Genomic DNA, 15,660 nt, shown 5'->3' with positions numbered 1-15,660 from the left:
CCCCGCGACGGATGGTGCGACGAACGGCGCGGCCCGTGCGACGAACGGCGGGGGTAGCGTGGGGACACCGACCAGAGGAGCCGCCGTGACCGAGCCCGCCACCGTCCCCGAGACCGCATCCGAGCCCTCGGTGACGCGCAATGCCGAGAAGAGCCGCTACGAGATCCACCTGGGCGATGTGTCGGCCGGGTTCACGACGTTCGAGCCCGACGACCACGGGCGGCTGGTGTTCGCGCACACGGTCATCGACCCGGCGTTCGGGGGTCGAGGCCTCGGCACCACGCTCGTCGCGGCGGCGATGGCGGATGCCGCCGAACGCGGCGACATCGTCGTGCCCGAGTGCCCGTTCGTCGTGCGCTACCTCGAGAACACCGACGTGCCCGGGCTCGCCGTCGTGTGGCGTCAGACGGCGGATGCGGCGGGCAGCGACGCGGTGGACGGGTCCGGGGATGAGGCGGGCGGCGGCCGCGCCGATCGCTCGGGCGATGCTTCCGAGTAGGGCGAGATGACGCGCCTCGACGACGCGGGCGTCGCCGCGGAGGAGGGTCCCACCCCCTGCGACGGCCCGCGCAACCTGCTGCTGGAGGCCCGCGAGGTGCCGCTCGGTGGAGTGCGCGGCATGTCGGTGCACCGCAGCCTTCCGCAGCGCGACCTGCCGATGGTGGGGGCGTGGTGCTTCCTCGACCGGTTCGGACCGCAGACCACGCGGATGAGGGTGGAGCCGCATCCGCACATCGGCCTGCAGACCGTGACGTGGCCGTTCGTCGGCGAGGTGCGCCACCGCGACACGATCGGCAGCGACGTCGTCGTGCGCCGCGGCGCACTCAACATCATGACGAGCGGCGCCGGCATCGCGCACTCCGAGTACTCCGTCGGCGACGGGCCCGTGTCGCTGGATGCGCTGCAGCTGTGGGTCGCGCTGCCCGAATCACGGCGTCACGGCGCGCGCGACTTCGAACGGCACGAGCACCTGCCCACGCTCGATCTCGGCCCGTTCGGCGGAGCGGGCGGCACCGCGACGGTCGTCGTCGGCGAGCTGGCCGGCATCCGTTCCCCCGCGACGATGCACACCCCGATCGTCGGCGCCGAACTGTCACTGCCCGCCGGCAGCCGGGTGACGCTGCCGCTCGACCCGACGTGGGAACACGCGCTCGTCGGCGTCGGCGGCACCGTAAGGGTGCTGTCGACGGATGCCGAACCCGTCGAGGTCGCCGACCTCGCGCTGCTGTACCTCGGCATCGGGCGCGCCGAGGTCGTCGTCGAGGCCGCCGCGGATGCCGTCGTGTTCCTGCTCGGCGGGGAGCCCTTCGAGTCGGACATCGTGATGTGGTGGAACTTCGTGGGCCGCTCCCACGAAGAGATCGTCGCCGCCCGCGACGCGTGGGAGGCGGGCGACGAGCGCTTCGGAACGGTGCCCGGCCACGGCTCCGAGCGCATCCCCGCCCCGCCTCTACCCGGTGTGCGGCTGACGCGCCGGCGCCGCCGCGCGTAGCGACTCCGCAGGCCTGATTCTCACGGCGGAGGCATCGCGCGGGGGCGATACGCTGGGAGGGTGGCCCGTATCCCGACCCGCGTCCTGCTCGTGTGCGCGGCGGTAGGCGTCGCCACCGGCATCATCGGCGGCGTCGCCGGGCTGCTGACCCCGGTCGTGCTCGCGACGGTCCCGTTCGCCTACGGCCTGCTGCTCGGCTCGCACGTGCTGCCCGGCATCATCGCGCAGGAAGTGCTGCGCCGCCCGCTCGTCGCCCTCATCTCGCACCTCGTCGCGGCCCTCGTCGCGAGCGCGTTCAACCCCGCGTGGGCCGGTCGGTTCTTCGGGACGGCACTGCTGTTCGGGGCGATCCAGGAGGGCGTGGCCGCCCTCACCCGCTACCGCGCCTGGGGCCCGTGGCGGTTCTTCATCTCGGGCGGCGTCATCGGCGTGCTCGTCGCCGTCGTCGTCTTCTTCGCGGCGCACCTGTCGACGCTGGCGCTGTGGGCGCAGATCGCGTACCTCATCCTCTCGGTGCTCGGTCCGGTGGCGTGGACCGCGGTCGCGCTCGGCATCGGGGTGTCGCTGCGCCGCGCGGGCGTCGCCCGCCGCTGACCCTCGCAGCCCGGACGTTTGGCGGTCAGGTAAGGCAGGGCTAAGTTTAGGAGGGCTCCGCGCCCCTTTTCCCGACCCGACCAGGACCGCCCCGTGACCGCTGCCTCTCCCGCCGCGGCCGATCTCTCGGCCACGGCCGCATCCGACCCGCTGCTGCGGGTGCAGGATGTCGGCATCGCCCACGACGGGTCCGAGACGGCCACGCCCGCGCACGCGAGCTTCGAGCTGCGCACCGGCGAGGTCGCGCTGCTGCTGGGTCCGAGCGGCTCGGGCAAGTCCACCCTGGCCCTCGCCCTCAACGGACTCATCCCGCAGGCGGTCCCGGCGACGGTCACCGGATCGGTCACGGTCGCAGGTCTCGACGCGGCGACGACGCCCGTGGCGCGGCTGAGCACCCACGTGGGCATGGTGTTCCAGGATCCCGACGCGCAGCTCGTGACCGGCACGCTGCTGGACGAGGTCGCCTTCGGTCCCGAGAACCTGCGACTGCCCGTCGACGAGGTGCTCGCCCGCGCCGAGGACGCCCTGCGCCGCGTGGGACTGTGGGAGCGTCGCACCGAGAACCCCGACCGGCTCTCCGGCGGCGGCCGCCAGCGGCTCGCGATCGCGTGCGCCCTCGCGCTCGGCTCCCCCCTGCTCGTGCTCGACGAGCCCACCGCCAACCTCGACCCCGCCGGCATCGAAGAGGTCTACGCCACACTGGCCGACGTAGTCGCCTCGGGCGGACGCAGCATCCTGCTCGTCGAGCACAACCTCGACGCCGCGATGGCGATCACCGACCGGGTCGTCGTGCTCGATCAGGACGGCCGCACCGTCGCCGACGGCGACCGCGACAGCGTGCTGCGCGGCCGCGCCGAGGAGCTCCATGCGATGGGCGTGTGGCTGCCGGTGTCGACCCTCGCCGCCCTGCGGCTGCGGGCCGCCGGCTGGACGCTCGACCCCCTCCCCCTCAGCCCCGGAGAGCTCACCGCCGCCCTCGAGGCCGAGGAGGCTCCCGCCGCGCGCGTCCACAACTCCGGAGAATCGGATGCGGCATCCGCACCGACCCGCGTGGATCCGGGGCCGAGCACGCCGACGGCACCGGATCTCCGGAGTTCTGCGCAGTCCACGACCACCACCACCGCCGCCCCGGTGCTCGAGGCGCGCGGCCTGCGCGTGACCCGCGGGCGCACCGAGATCCTGCACGGCGTCGACGTCACGGTGCACGCGGGCGAGTTCGTCGCGATCGTCGGCGCCAACGGTGCGGGCAAGACCACCCTCCTGCAGGCGCTCGCCGGCGTCATCCCGGTGCCGCGGCGCCAGGTGCGCATCGGCGGCGCCGACGGCGTCGACCCGGCCCGCACCGACCTGCGCACCCTCGCGCGCCGCATCGGCTTCGTGTTCCAGAACCCCGAGCACCAGTTCATCTCGCACACCGTGTTCGACGAGCTCGCGCACGGCCTGCGGATGCAGAAGCTCCCCGCCGACGAGGTGCGGGAGCGCACGCTCGACGTGCTCGCCCGATTCGGGCTCGAGCACAAGGCCGACGTGCACCCGTTCCTGCTGTCGGGCGGCCAGAAGCGCCGCCTCTCGGTCGGCACCGCGCTCGTCGCGGGCGCGCCGATCCTCGCGCTCGACGAACCCACGTTCGGTCAGGACCGGGCCCGCGCGGAGGAGCTGCTGGGGCTGCTGCGCGAGCTCAACGCCGCCGGCACGACGATCCTCGTCGTCACCCACGACATGCAGCTGGTCACCGAGCACGCCCAGCGCACGATCGTCGTGGGCGACGGTCGCATCATCGCGGATGCCGCCACGTCCGAGGTGTTCGCCGACGACGCGCTCGTGCGCCGCGCAGGCCTGCGGCTGCCGCCGCTGCGTCGGGCTCTGCAGGCCGTGACGCGGCACCCCGAGCTCGCCGGGGTCGCGCGCATCGACGACCTGCCCGAGCCGCCCGCCCCGCCCGGAGCATCCGCATGACCGCCGCCGCCGTCGATCCGTACGCGTCGGTCACCGTGCCGGGGCGGTTCCTGTACGCCCTGAACCCGCTCGCGAAGTTCGCGGCCCCGATGCCGGCGATCGTGCTGCTCGTCTTCGTGCGCGACTTCGCCACTCCCCTCGCTTTCCTCGCCCTCGCCTATGCCCTGCTGCTGGTGGGCGCGAAGCTGACCGGACGGCTCGTGCTGCTGCTGGCGGTCGCGATCCCGCTGGCCGCGGCCGCGCTGGGCCTCGGCATGTCGCTGTGGACGGATGCCGACCGCGTCGACCGCTCGGTCGTGATCGCCCAGCTCGGCGCCTGGACGCTCTACGGCGGCGCGGTGGAGGTCGGCTTCGCGACCGGTGTGCGGCTGGCCGCGATCGTCGCGCTGTCGCTCATCGCGGGCCTCACCACGAGCGGACCCGACCTCGCCCGCGCGAGCGTGCAGCAGCTGCGCGTGCCGTACCGCATCGGCTACACGGCGCTCGCGGCGTTCCGCTTCGTGCCGCGCTTCGGCCACGAGCTCGACGTCATCCGCCAGGCCCACCGCGTGCGCGGGGCGCACGGCGGTCGCGGTCCGTTCGCGGCGATGGCGCGCTGGTGGGGGTACATCGTGCCGCTGCTGGCGGGGGCGATCCGCCACGCCGAGCGCGTCGCCCTCGCGATGGACGCCCGCGCGTTCGGCGCGCACCCCGACCGCACCGAGCGGCACCTCGTGCCGTGGCGGGTGCGCGACACCGTGTTCGTGCTGGCGCTGTGGGCGGCGACGATCGCCCTCGGCTGGTACTTCTTCCCGTGGACGCTGGCCTGACGGGATCCGCCCCGCTCACCCCGACAGACCGACCGACGCCCGCCCCAAGGAGACCGCATGGCCCGCTACGGCAACCTCGTGAAGCCCCGCTCGCAGGAGCTGCTGCACCTCACCGTGCTGCGCACGCAGCAGCTCTCTCCGCACTGGATGCGCATCACCCTCGGCGGCGGCGACATCGACCGCTTCGAGCCGATGGGCTTCGACCAGTGGTTCCGCATCTTCCTGCCGATGGGCGGGGACGAAGGGCTCGAGCGCATCCCCGCGAAGGCGAACAAGCTGTTCGGCTACCTGAAGTACCTCAGCATCCCCGACGGGATGCGCCCCGTCATGCGCAACTACACCGTGCGGGCGTTCCGCCCCGCGGATGCCGGCACCCCCGCCGAGCTCGACGTCGACTTCGTGCTGCACGGCACCGGCCCGACCGCGGGGCCGGCGTCGCGGTGGGCGTCGGCGGCGGAGCCCGGCGAGAGCGTCGTCATCATCGACGAGGGCCTCGGGTTCAACCCGCAGAAGGGGACGTCGCGGGTCGTGCTCGTCGCCGACGAGACCGGCGTGCCGGCCGTCGCGGGAGTGTGCTCCTCGCTGCCGGCATCCGCGACGGGCGTCGTGCTGCTCGAGGCGCCGTCGGCCGAGGACACGCTCGCCTTCGACGCCCCCGCCGGCGTCGAGGTGCGCTGGATCGTGCGCGAGCAGGGCGGGACGCCCGGCGCGGCGGCGCTCGACGCGCTGCAGCAGCTGCCGGCCGAGACGGCGGGCACCCACTACTTCATCGTCGGCGAGCAGTCGCTGCCGACCTCGGCCCGCCGCCACCTCGTGGCCGCCGGCGTCGACAAAGCGCAGATCAGCTTCGTCGGCTACTGGCGCGTCGGCGCCGCCTCGCCCGCGCCGAAGTCGCAGCAGGCGCAGGAGGCGCACTCGTGAACCGGGTCGCGACGACCTACCTCCTCACCTGCGCGGCGATCGGCGTCGCCGGCGGGCTGCTGCTGTGGGGTGCCGGCGCGCTGTCGACCGCGCTGTACGCCGTGGTCCCGTTCATCTCGGTGGCCCTCGCGGGACTGTGGCTGCTGCCGGCGACCGTCGCGCTGCGGCTGCTGGAGCGGCCGCTGGCCGGCATCCTCGTCGGCGTGGTCTCGGGACTGGTCGCGTTCCCGTTCCTCGGCGCGGCGGTGTGGTGGGCGTTCTTCGCCGAACTCGCCTTCCTCGTGGCGATCTACCGCTCGTGGCGCACGTGGCAGTACTGGGCCGGCGCGCTCTTCGTCGGCATCCTGTATCCGATCCTCGCGGCGCAGTCCTTCGACCTGTGGGCGATGACCCCGATCGCGCTGATCGGCTTCTTCGTCATGACGATCGTGTCGTGCTTCGTGGGGGTCGGGCTCGGCATCCTCATCGCCGACCGGCTCACCGCCGCCGGCGTCGCCCGTCTGGCCCGACGCCGACCGAAGGCGCCGGTCGCAGACCAAGCCTGACCACCGCATTCCTGTCGCATCTCGCGGCATCCGCGGTCCGGAAGCGACCGATCGCGACAGGAACGCGGCCCCGACGGCGTCAGGCGAGGGCCGCGCGCACCCGCTCGTGCGCGGATGCCGGCGCGCCGGCGTGGTCGAGGGCCAGCAGCGCCGCCCCGACGACGGGCGGCGCATCCGGCCGCTCGAGTCGCGCTCGGGGCGCGATGCTCGCCATGCCGGTGAGCACCCGCTCTTCGAGGCGCGGATGCCCGGCCCGCAGGATGCTGCCTCCGATCACGATCGGCAGGGCGGCATCGGCCAGCTCCAGCCGGCCGACGATCGCACGGATGTAGGCGACGATCTCGTCGGCCTGCCGGTCGACGATCTCGCCCGCGACGGCGTCGCCGGCCGCCGCGGCGGCGAAGATGTCGGGCGGCAGCGCCGTGAGCTCCGCATGCGCACGGCGGCCGAAGTGCAGATCCTCGATGACCTCGGGGAGCGACCCCGCACCAAGCCGTGCGCAGAGCGCGTCGACGAGCGAGGTCGCCGGGCCCCGGCCGTCGACGGCACGCGCCGCGTGCCACAGCGCCGCCGCTCCCAGCCCGTACCCGCCACCCCAGTCGCCGGAGAGCTCGCCGAGCGAGGGGAACCGGACGCGGGCGCCGTCGGCGCGCACACCCACGGCGTTCACGCCGCTGCCGCACACGACCGCGATCGCGTCGGGCTCGTCGGTGCCGGCGCGCAGCACCGCGAACAGGTCGTTGTCGACCCGTGCGGATGCCGCCCACGGCCGGCCGGCGAGCGCCGCGAGATACTGCTCCTCCTCGACGGGCAGGTCCAGGCCCGACAGGTACAGCTCCGCCGCGGCCACCGGTCGGTCGCCGGCGACGGCACACACCAGTTCCTCGACGACGGCCACCGACGCCTCGAGGCCGACGAAGTGCGGGCTCGATCCGCCGCCGCGGACGCGTCCGACGATCTCACCGTCCGCCGTGAGCGCGACGACGTCGGTCTTGGTGCCGCCGCCGTCGACGGCGACGAGGACGGCCTCGGTCATGACGCCCACGACAGGAAGGGCGCGTTGGCGGCCAGCAGCAGGTCGGTGAGCTTCTCGGCGCGGTCGTGCTGAAGGACGAGCGGGTGGGCGCGCATGGCGCGCAGCACCCGGTCGCGGCCGCCGTGCACGGCCGCATCCAGGGCGAGGCGCTCGTAGCCGGCGACCCCGGCGATCGTGCCGGCGATGTCGTCGGGGAGCGCGGCGACCGGTTCGGCGACGAATCGCGCGCCGTCGAAGCGCGCCGGCACCTCGATGACGTGGTCGTCGGGCAGGAACGGCAGTAGGCCGTCGTTGCGCAGGTTCACGACGCGGCCGCGGGTGTCGGCGCCGCGCATCTGCAGCAGCAATTCGATCGCCGCCTCGGAGTAGAACGCGCCGCCGCGGCGGGCGAGGGCTTCGGGCTTGGTGTCGACGCTCGGGTCGGCGTAGAGGGCGAGCAGCTCGTTCTCGATCGCGCGCACCGCCTCGGCGCGCGACTCGTCGCGCAGCTGCTCGGCGAGCACCTCGTCGTGCGCGTAGTAGTACCGCAGGTAGTACGAGGGCACCGCGCCGAGTCCTGTGATGAGGGCGGGGTCCATGTGCACGTCGCCGGCGAGGTCGTCCAGGCGGTCGCGCATCATCCCGGGCAGATGGTCGACGCCGTCGACGTCGATGCTGCGCTCCCATGTCAGGTGGTTGAGGCCGACATGGCCGAGGCTGACGGCATCCGCGTCGACCCCGAGCATCGCGGCGAAGCGGCGCTGGAAGCCGATCGCGACGTTGCACAGGCCGACGGCCCGGTGACCCGCCTGCAGCAGCGCGCGCGTGACGATGCCTACCGGGTTGGTGAAGTCGATGATCCAGGCGTCCGGTGCCGCGTGGCGGCGCACGGCCTCGGCGATCTCGAGCGCGACCGGGACGGTGCGCAACGCCTTCGCGAGGCCGCCGGGGCCCGTGGTCTCCTGACCGATGCAGTGCACGTCGTGCGGCCACGTCTCGTCCTGGTGGCGGGCGTCCTGACCGCCGATGCGCAGCTGCAGCAGCACGGCGTCGGCATCCGTGACGCCGGCGACGAGGTCGGAGGTCGCCACGACGCGGCCGGGGTGCCCGGCGCGGGCGAGCATGCGCGCGGCCATCCCGCCGACGAGCTCGAGACGGCGCGGGTCGGGGTCGACCAGGCGGATCTCCTCGAGCGGCAGCACGTCGCGGAAGCGGGCGAACCCGTCGATGAGCTCCGGGGTGTAGGTCGACCCTCCGCCGACGATCGCGAGCTTCATGGGGTGCATCTCCTTGGTGTGTCGAATGGGATGAGAGGTTTTCGGGCGCACCGGACCGCGCCCCGGCGTGGATCTCGGGCCGGGGATGCGGGACGGGACGGGTCAGGCGGGCAGGATGCCGTCCTCGAGGCGTGCGCGGATGTGGTCGACGAGCAGGCGCCCGGCGCCGCGCAGCACCGGCTCGGTGCCGGTGCCGCTGACCCGCACGTCGGTGTGCGCGCTGGCCGGACGCACGCTGCTGCGGGCGCTGTCGATCGCCTCGATGCGCTCCTGCACGCGTGCGGCGAGCGTCTCCCCGCCGGCGAGGCCGGTGGGTCCGCCGAGGATGATCGCCGCGGGGTCGAGGAGGGCGAGCACCGGCGTCAGGGCGACGATGATGCGGTCGGCGAGCGCGTCGATGTGCGCGGCGGTGAGGGGCACCGAGGCGAGCACGTCGCCCAGCTCCTGGCCGGGGGCGCCGCCGAGCAGGGCGACGATCGCCTTCGCCCCGAGCAGGTCGGTGAGGTCGCGGGCGTCGGGTACGAGCTCGAGGCCGGCCGGCGACACCGGCAGGTAGCCGATCTCGCCCGCACCGCCGCCGGCGCCGCGCTGCACGACACCGTCGACGTCGATGCCGAGACCGAGGCCCTCGCCGATCCAGAAGTAGACGAACGACGGGTCGTCCTGTGCGGCGCCGTACGCGCGCTCGGCCATCGCGGCGAGATTGACGTCGTTGCCGAGCACGACGCCCAGACCCGTCGACCCGGTGATGAGCGCGTGGGCGCCGGTGGCGGGCCAGCCGGGCAGGGTGTCGGTGAACGACAGCTGGTCGCGCTTGGCATCGACGGCTGCCTGCACGCCGACCGCGATCATGCTCACGGTCTCGCGGGCGATGTCGGCGGCGGCGCACGCGGCGGCGACGGCACGGTCGACGTCGCGCTCGGGAGAGCGCTCCTCGCCCGCGATGCCGATGCGCGCGACGGGGTGTTCGGTGCCGAGGGCGTCGACGACGACGGCGCTGATCGCGTCGCCGAGCACGCTGATGGCCACGCCCGTGACGACGTCGCGGCGCACGCCGTAGAGCACCGCGTTGGGGCCGCGGCCGCCCGCGGATTCGCCGACCTTCTCGATGAGCCCGGCGCGCTCCAGGCGCAGGATCATCTGGCTCGCGGTGGGCTTGGACATGCCCGACAGCTCGCCCAGCCGCGATCGGCTGAGCGGCCCGTGGTCGAGCAGCAGCCGCAGCGCGGTGCGGTCGTTGTGGGCACGCAGGAACGTGGGCGTGCCCGGGTCGGCGATGGTCACTCTCAGCCCTTCTGCGCCGCCTCGGCGAGTTCCCGGCGGACCTCTTCGCGGAGGTTGCCGAGGTTCTCGGGTTCGGGTGCGGCGTTCAGCAGTGTACGGGTGTACTCGTGCCGGGGGTGGAGGATGACGTCGTCGGAGCCGCCGCGCTCGACGATGTCGCCGTGGTACATGACGAGGATCTCGTCGCTGAAGTGGCGAGCCGTCGCGAGGTCGTGGGTGATGTAGAGCACGCCGAGGTCGTCTTCGCGCTGCAGGTCGGCGAGGAGGTTCAGCACACCGAGGCGGATCGACACGTCGAGCATCGAGACGGGCTCGTCGGCGACGATGAACCGGGCGCCGGGGGCGAGGGCGCGCGCGATGGCGACGCGCTGGCGCTGCCCGCCCGACAGCTCGTGGGGGCGACGCTCGGCGACCTCCTCCCCCAGACGCACACGCCCGAGCAGCTCGATCGCACGGTCGCGCACCTGCGTGCCCGACAGCTTCGGGTGGTGGATGCGCAGCGGGCGCTCCAGGTGGTGGGCGATCGAGTGGAACGGGTTGAGCGAGGCGAAGGGGTCCTGGAAGACCATCTGCACCTCCGACCGGTAGGCGGCCAGTGACCGGCCGCCGCGTCCGGTCGGCTTCCCGTCGAGCAGCACCTGCCCGCGGGTGGGCGTCTCGAGCTTGGCGATCATGCGCGCGATCGTCGACTTGCCCGACCCCGACTCGCCCACGAGCGAGATGGTCTTGCCGGCCTCGAGCACGAACGACGCGTCCTTGACGGCGTGCAGCGTGGAGGTGCGCAGGCCGCTGCGGAGGCGGTAGTCCTTGACGAGGCCGCGCGCCTCGAGCGTTCCGGTGGTCATCGGGCCTCCTCCTTCGGAGCCGTGGTCGCGGGAGTCGCGGCGGATGCCGGTGGGGCGTCGATTCCGGCCCCCGTGCGCACGAAGTCGCCGCGCTCGCCGCGCAGGCTCGGGAAGCTGGAGAGCAGCTTCTTCGTGTACTCGTGCTGCGGGGTGCGGTAGATCTGCTCCGCCGTGCCCTGCTCGACGATCTGACCCTGCAGCATGACGGCGATGCGGTCGGAGATCTCGATGAGCATCGGCAGGTCGTGGGTGATGAAGATCACCGCGAAGCCGAGCTTCTCGCGCAGGCGCATGATCTCGCGGATGATGCCGCGCTGCACGACCACGTCGAGGGCCGTCGTCGGCTCGTCCATGATCATCACCTGCGGATCGAGCGCGAGTGCCATCGCGATCATGACGCGCTGGCGCATGCCGCCGGAGAGCTGGTGCGGGAAGGAGTCGAGGCGGTTCGGGTCGACGCCGACCAGCGCGAGCAGCTCACGGCTGCGCGCGCGCTTGGCCGACTTGCTCATGCCGGGCCGGTGCGTGTCGAAGACGTCGAACAGCTGCTCCTTGATGCTGATGACCGGGTTGAGCGAGTTCATCGCACCCTGGAACACCATCGAGATCTTGTCCCAGCGGAACTGCCGCAGGCCTTCGTCCTGCAGGGCGACGACGTCGATGTCGACGCCGGAGCGGTCGTGGAAGACCACCTCGCCGGTCGTCATGAGCGCCGGCGGCTTCAGCAGCCGGTTCATGCCGTACGCGAGGGTCGTCTTGCCGCAGCCGGACTCGCCGGCCAGGCCCAGGATCTCGCCCCGGTTGAGGGTGAGCGAGACATTGCGCACCGCCTTGACGGGCGGGTCGACCTCGTACTCGATCGAGACGTTGCGTGCGGTCAGCACAGGGGTGGCGCTCATGCGCGGACTCCGTTCTGCTCGGCCTGGGTCTGCTCCGTCACGGGCTGCTCCGTCTCGACGAGCGCGGCCTCGGCGGCGGCGGCATCCGCGGCGTCCACATCGGCCTCCACACCCTTGCCGGCCTGCTTGGCCTTGCGCACGCGGCGCGCGTTCTCGGGCGCGACCCGCAGCTTCGGGTTGATGATCTCGTCGATCGAGAAGTTGATGAGCGACAGGCCCGCACCGAGCAGCGCGATGAGGATGCCCGGCGGCACGAACCACCACCACGCCCGCGTACCGAGCGCCTGACCGGTCTGCGCGTCGTTGAGGATCGTGCCCCACGTGATCGAGTCGGTGGCGCCGAGGCCGAGGTAGGACAGGCCCGCCTCGCCCAGGATCGCGAAGATGATCGCGAACAGGAACTGCGCGGCCAGCAGCGGCAGCAGGTTCGGGAGGATCTCGACGAGGATGACGCGCCACGGCTTCTCGCCGGCGACCTTCGCCGCGGCCACGTAGTCGCGGCTGCGCAGCGAGCGGGCCTGCACCCGGAGGACGACCGCCGACCCCGCCCAGCTCGTGATGCCCAGGACGAAGGCGACCAGCATCCAGGACCGGCTCGGGAAGTAGGTGGCGATGACCATCGCGAGGGGGATACCGGGGATGACGAGCATGATGTTCGTCACGAGCGACAGGCCCTCGTCGCCCCAGCCGCCGATGTAGCCGGCGAGGATGCCGAACACGATCGACAGGGTCAGCGCGATGAGGGCGGCGATGATGCCGACCATGAGCGAGCCCTGCGTGCCGTAGGCGAGCTGGGCGAACACGTCGTAGCCGAGCTTGGTCGTGCCGAGGATGTGGTCGGCCGACGGCGGCTGCAGCGCGTCGTTTCCGCTGAAGCGCGGGTCCTGCACGAAGAACGGGGCGATGACGCCGAAGGCGACGATCGCGAGCACGATCACGAGGCCGATGATGAGCTTCGCGGAGCGGCGCGGGAGCAGTTGGCGGATGCCGCGGCGTGCCGCCTTGGCCTCTTCCTTGTCGATCTGCGCGTCGAGGGTCGTCGTCACCGCGGCGGGTGCGGTCATCTCCGCGTCCCGCGGGTCGGTGTGGGTGTCGAGTCGGGTGGGGTCAGACATTGTGACGCGCTCTCGGGTCGATGAAGCCGTAGACGAGGTCCATGATGAAGTTCGCGGCGAGCACCGTGAGGGTGATGACCAGGAACACGCCCTGCATGAGCGCGTAGTCGTTGTTCTGGACCGCGGTGAACATGAGCTTGCCGATGCCGGGGTAGGTGAACACCTGCTCCATGACGATGGAGCCGGCCACGATGAAGCCGAGCGTGATGGCGAAGCCGGCGACGGAGGGGATCGCGGCGTTGCGGGTGGCGTACGCCTTGAGGATGCGCATGGGCTTGAGGCCCTTGGCCTCGGCGGTGACGATGTAGTCCTCCGCGAGGGTGGAGACCATCATGTTGCGCATGCCCAGCAGCCAGCCGCCGACCGAGCTGAGCACGATCGTGACGGCGGGGAGGATGCCGTGGTACACGGCGCTGCCGAAGAACGCCCAGCTCCACTCCGGTCCGGAGGGGAACTCGAACACGTCGTAGCCGCCGATGATGGGGAAGATCCCGAGGCCCACCGAGAAGACCGAGATCATGATCAGCGCGAGCCAGAAGTAGGGGATGGACTGCAGCACCGTCGTGGCGGGGACGAGGTGGTCGACCCAGGTGCCGCGGCGCCAGCCGACCCAGGCGCCGACACCGACGCCGAGGATGAAGGAGATGATCGTCGCCAGGCCCACCAGGACGATCGTCCACGGGAGCGCGCCGGCGATGAGCTCGGTGACGGGGGTGGGGAACTTCGAGAACGAGATCCCGAGGTCGCCCTGCAGCAGCCGTCCCCAGTAGCCCCAGTACTGATCCCAGAGCGGTGTCTGGTCGTCGGAGCCGAGGAGCAGCCGGATGTTGTTGATGGTCGACACCGGCACCTCGCCGCGCTGCTGCAGCTTCGCGATGAGGATGTCGGCCGGGTCGCCCGGCATGAGCCGGGGAAGCAGGAAGTTGAGGGAGATGGCCACCCACAATGTGATTGCGTAGAAGCCGATCCTTCGTGCGTAGAACTTCATTTCACGTCTCTCGTCTTACTGCTTCCCCGGTCGGTCATGCCGTCGCGCGGTTTACTTCAGCGTCAGGTGCTGCAGGACGTAGCCCGCCGCCACCGAACCCCAGGAGGGCGGGAAGGCGTACAGGTCGTCCTCGGTCGGCCAGCCGGCGAAGTCCTTCGAGTTGTAGAACGTCTGCGTGGCGTTGATGACCAGCGGGATGTAGGGAACGTCGTTGACGATCGCGGTCTGGATCGTGGCGTACGCCTCCTTCTTGGCGGCCTCGTCGTTGGTCGAGGCGGCCGCGTTGACGGCCTCGTCGACGACGGGGTTGCTGTAGCGACTGAAGTTCCAGTCACCCGGGTCGAGCTGGGTGCCCACCGGCTGCGTGGCCTGGCTCGAGAACCAGTCCTTGTAGATCTGGAACGGGTCGGCCACCGAGGTGCCGATCATGCCGCCCATGATGAGCTGGTACGTGCCGTTCTGACGGGAGTCCGAGAACTCCTGCCACTGCACCGTCGAGGCGGTCACCTTGATGCCCGCGGCGGCGGCCTGCTCGGAGATGAGCTTGGCGGCGTCGTTGTAGTCGGTCCAGCCGTCGACCGAGGTCAGCGAGAGCTCGATCGGGGCGCCGTCCTTGCCGTAGAACCCGTCGGAGCCCTTGGTGTAACCGGCGGCCTCGAGGATCGCACCCGCGGCGGCCGCGTCGGCGGTCTGCGGGCTCTCGGCGTTGGCCGGGTCGGCGAGCCACTTCTCGTCGCGCGGCATCAGCGTGTACGCCGGCGAGATGGTGGCGGCCAGGCCCACGAACGCCTTGTCGGTGATCGTGCCGCGGTCGATGGCGACGTTCAGCGCCTGACGGACGGCGAGGTCGGTCTGCGGACCGGTGCAGCCCATGTCGGCGTTCGAGCACGTGTAGAGCACGGTCGGGTCCTGCGGCGTGTTGATCCACGAGATGATCCCGTTGGACGTGACGTCGTCGGGGTTCGGGATGAACATGCCGGTCCAGTCGAGCTTGCCGGCGGCGAGCAGATCCTGCGCCGACTGGTTCGCGTCGATGCCGATGTACTGCACCGTCTTGATGGCGGGCACGCCCTCGTCGCGGAAGTTCTCGTTCGCGACGACGGTGTACGAGGCGTCGGTGACGGTGTCGACCTTGTAGGGGCCGGTGCCGACCGGGTTCTCGTCGGTGAACGTCGCGAAGTCGTCGACGTCCTTCCAGATGTGCTCGGGCAGCATCCAGGTGCTGCCGAGGATGCCGAACGCGTTGGTGAACTGCGGCTCGTTGTAGGTCAGCACGACGGTGGTGTCGTCGGTGGCCTCGGCCGAGACGAAGTACTGGTTCTCGTTGCCCGGGTACTCGTAGGTGAACACGACGTCGTCGGCGGTGAACGCCTCGCCGTCGTTCCACTTCACGCCGTCCTTGAGCTTGACGGTGATGACGGTGCCGTCCTCGTTGTACTCGTAGCTCTCGGCGAGCATGCCCTCGGGCTCGGAGTCGCTGGTCTTGTTGAAGAAGAACAGCGGCTCGTAGATGGGACCGAGCGCGGCGTGCAGGACGGTGGGGGCGAACGGGTTGAAGTTCGCCGTGATGGGGGTCTGGCTGCCGGCCCAGACGCGCAGGACGCGGTCGCTGGAGGCGGAGCTGTCACCGGAGGAGGATCCGGAGCAGCCCGACAGTGCGAGGGTGAGTGCGACAGCACCGGCGGCAGCGGCCAGGGCCGCCTTTCGCAGTTCTCGTCTCATCGGTTCGACGATTCCTTTCTTGCTTCATTGCTTGGTGAAGGGCGACCGAGGCGGGACCGCTTCGGGCTTGCGTCGATGTTAAAGGAAACAAAGTATCCGGTAACAGTCTTTATTGTAACGGTTGCGTGTCGGAGCCGTTCACCCGATGCACACGCATACGACAGATGCCGGAATCACCCCTGATCGGGGGATTCCGGC

Annotated in this window: 15 protein-coding genes; 7 read left to right on the top strand and 8 right to left on the bottom strand. The window is 71.6% G+C overall.

The window, feature by feature from the left end:
* The first annotated feature begins 85 nt into the window (after positions 1 to 85).
* The 7 genes from C7474_RS01445 to C7474_RS01415 all read left to right on the top strand — a co-directional run bounded on the left by C7474_RS01445 (position 86) and on the right by C7474_RS01415 (position 6,317).
* Positions 86 to 499 carry a GNAT family N-acetyltransferase gene (locus C7474_RS01445; RefSeq protein WP_241965043.1) on the top strand — a complete coding sequence of 138 codons (414 nt, stop codon included), beginning with the start codon at positions 86 to 88 and terminating at the stop codon, positions 497 to 499.
* Between the two features lie 6 nt (positions 500 to 505).
* Complete coding sequence (locus C7474_RS01440; protein WP_121056991.1) at positions 506 to 1,492, top strand: pirin family protein; 987 nt, start codon at positions 506 to 508, stop codon at positions 1,490 to 1,492.
* A gap of 60 nt (positions 1,493 to 1,552) precedes the next feature.
* Positions 1,553 to 2,086, top strand: a complete 534-nt coding sequence (locus C7474_RS01435) for an ECF transporter S component (protein ID WP_121056989.1) — start codon at positions 1,553 to 1,555, stop codon at positions 2,084 to 2,086.
* A 93-nt stretch (positions 2,087 to 2,179) separates the two neighbouring features.
* The gene (locus C7474_RS01430) at positions 2,180 to 4,042 is read left to right on the top strand and encodes an ABC transporter ATP-binding protein (RefSeq protein WP_121056987.1); all 1,863 of its coding nucleotides are present in this window, start codon (positions 2,180 to 2,182) and stop codon (positions 4,040 to 4,042) included.
* Positions 4,039 to 4,851 carry an energy-coupling factor transporter transmembrane component T family protein gene (locus tag C7474_RS01425; RefSeq protein ID WP_121056985.1) on the top strand — a complete coding sequence of 271 codons (813 nt, stop codon included), beginning with the start codon at positions 4,039 to 4,041 and terminating at the stop codon, positions 4,849 to 4,851. The genes C7474_RS01430 and C7474_RS01425 overlap by 4 nt, the downstream gene beginning before the upstream one ends.
* Positions 4,852 to 4,908: 57 nt before the next feature.
* Positions 4,909 to 5,772 carry a siderophore-interacting protein gene (locus C7474_RS01420; protein ID WP_121056983.1) on the top strand — a complete coding sequence of 288 codons (864 nt, stop codon included), beginning with the start codon at positions 4,909 to 4,911 and terminating at the stop codon, positions 5,770 to 5,772.
* Complete coding sequence (locus C7474_RS01415) at positions 5,769 to 6,317, top strand: ECF transporter S component (RefSeq protein ID WP_121056982.1); 549 nt, start codon at positions 5,769 to 5,771, stop codon at positions 6,315 to 6,317. The genes C7474_RS01420 and C7474_RS01415 overlap by 4 nt, the downstream gene beginning before the upstream one ends.
* A gap of 79 nt (positions 6,318 to 6,396) precedes the next feature.
* Here the strand turns inward: C7474_RS01415 and C7474_RS01410 are convergent, their stop codons facing one another.
* The 8 genes from C7474_RS01410 to C7474_RS01375 form a co-directional block, all read right to left on the bottom strand.
* Entirely contained in the window at positions 6,397 to 7,353 is a 957-nt protein-coding gene (locus tag C7474_RS01410; protein ID WP_121057837.1) for an N-acetylglucosamine kinase, read from the bottom strand.
* Positions 7,350 to 8,609, bottom strand: a complete 1,260-nt coding sequence (locus C7474_RS01405; RefSeq protein ID WP_121056981.1) for a family 4 glycosyl hydrolase — start codon at positions 8,607 to 8,609, stop codon at positions 7,350 to 7,352. Before C7474_RS01405 ends, C7474_RS01410 begins: the two co-directional genes overlap by 4 nt.
* Positions 8,610 to 8,711: 102 nt before the next feature.
* Entirely contained in the window at positions 8,712 to 9,893 is a 1,182-nt protein-coding gene (locus C7474_RS01400; RefSeq protein ID WP_121056980.1) for an ROK family transcriptional regulator, read from the bottom strand.
* 2 nt (positions 9,894 to 9,895) lie between these two features.
* Entirely contained in the window at positions 9,896 to 10,738 is an 843-nt protein-coding gene (locus tag C7474_RS01395; RefSeq protein ID WP_121056979.1) for an ABC transporter ATP-binding protein, read from the bottom strand.
* Positions 10,735 to 11,637: an ABC transporter ATP-binding protein gene (locus C7474_RS01390; protein ID WP_121056978.1), complete on the bottom strand. Its 903-nt coding sequence runs from the start codon at positions 11,635 to 11,637 to the stop codon at positions 10,735 to 10,737. Before C7474_RS01390 ends, C7474_RS01395 begins: the two co-directional genes overlap by 4 nt.
* The gene (locus C7474_RS01385; RefSeq protein ID WP_241965042.1) at positions 11,634 to 12,752 is read right to left on the bottom strand and encodes an ABC transporter permease; all 1,119 of its coding nucleotides are present in this window, start codon (positions 12,750 to 12,752) and stop codon (positions 11,634 to 11,636) included. The genes C7474_RS01390 and C7474_RS01385 overlap by 4 nt, the downstream gene beginning before the upstream one ends.
* Positions 12,745 to 13,740 (bottom strand): ABC transporter permease, encoded by a 996-nt coding sequence (locus tag C7474_RS01380; RefSeq protein ID WP_121056976.1) that lies wholly within the window; start codon positions 13,738 to 13,740, stop codon positions 12,745 to 12,747. Before C7474_RS01380 ends, C7474_RS01385 begins: the two co-directional genes overlap by 8 nt.
* 51 nt (positions 13,741 to 13,791) lie before the next feature.
* A complete protein-coding gene (locus C7474_RS01375) occupies positions 13,792 to 15,462 on the bottom strand; it encodes an ABC transporter substrate-binding protein (protein ID WP_121056974.1) in 1,671 nt (556 codons plus the stop codon).
* Positions 15,463 to 15,660: the final 198 nt, after the last annotated feature.

It is taken from the genome of Microbacterium telephonicum (assembly GCF_003651225.1).
Lineage (GTDB): Bacteria > Actinomycetota > Actinomycetes > Actinomycetales > Microbacteriaceae > Microbacterium > Microbacterium telephonicum.
Note: the sequence above shows the minus strand (reverse complement) of the source record. Positions and strands in the feature narration are given on the sequence as shown.